Origin of the sequence: Neisseria sp. P0020.S005, assembly GCF_051957055.1 — a bacterium.
Lineage (GTDB): Bacteria > Pseudomonadota > Gammaproteobacteria > Burkholderiales > Neisseriaceae > Neisseria > Neisseria subflava_A.
The window spans coordinates 1-635 of the sequence record NZ_JBQCWV010000030.1 but is presented as its reverse complement, the minus strand read 5'-3'; the positions used below and the strand labels follow the sequence as shown (position 1 = coordinate 635).

Genomic DNA, 635 nt, shown 5'->3' with positions numbered 1-635 from the left:
AATCGTAGCTTGCTACCTGAAAATCTTTGCGGCTGAAATCAATAAGGCAAGCAACCGTAAGCAATACCGCCAGCTCTTGAACCAATTAAAAGTCCTCCGTCGACAATATTCAGCACAACGGCAGGCAATGGAAGACTTTGCCGACGAGATCAGGGAACGATATAGCGAAAAACCGCGCAGGCCTGCGTTGCTGGAAGAATTGGATCGGGCGGGGTTTTAGGGTGCAGGCTGTCTAATTTGGCAACGTCTCACATTCACACACCAGCAAATCACACAAACTTGGAATCTACGTGCAGCCTTTCTAAACTCCCCCTTCCCTACCAAACCAAAGGTCGTCTGAAACAAAGCCTTGCTGAATCCAGCTTCACTGCTTGGAACAAATTCTACAAACAAGACGCAAACAGCCCCAACGCCATCGTCAGCTACTACCAAAAAGGCGCACTCGCCGCCCTCTGCCTCGACCTCGCCATCCGCAGCAAAAGCAGTGGGCAACACACCCTCGACAGCGTCATGCAGCAACACTACCGCGATTGGCTGGACACCCGGCAAGGCATCCCCGAAAAACAATGGCAAGCTCGTTGCCAAGCGTTTACCGGTCTGGACCTCGAAGACTTTTTTCAGACGACCCTCTACAC

Annotated in this window: 2 pseudogenes; both read left to right on the top strand. The window is 51.7% G+C overall.

Annotated features, from left to right (window positions below):
* Nucleotides 1–220, top strand: a pseudogene (locus ACTHTU_RS11150) (hypothetical protein); the annotation flags it as partial.
* Between the two features lie 101 nt (nucleotides 221–321).
* Nucleotides 322–635, top strand: a pseudogene (locus ACTHTU_RS11145) (M61 family metallopeptidase); the annotation flags it as partial.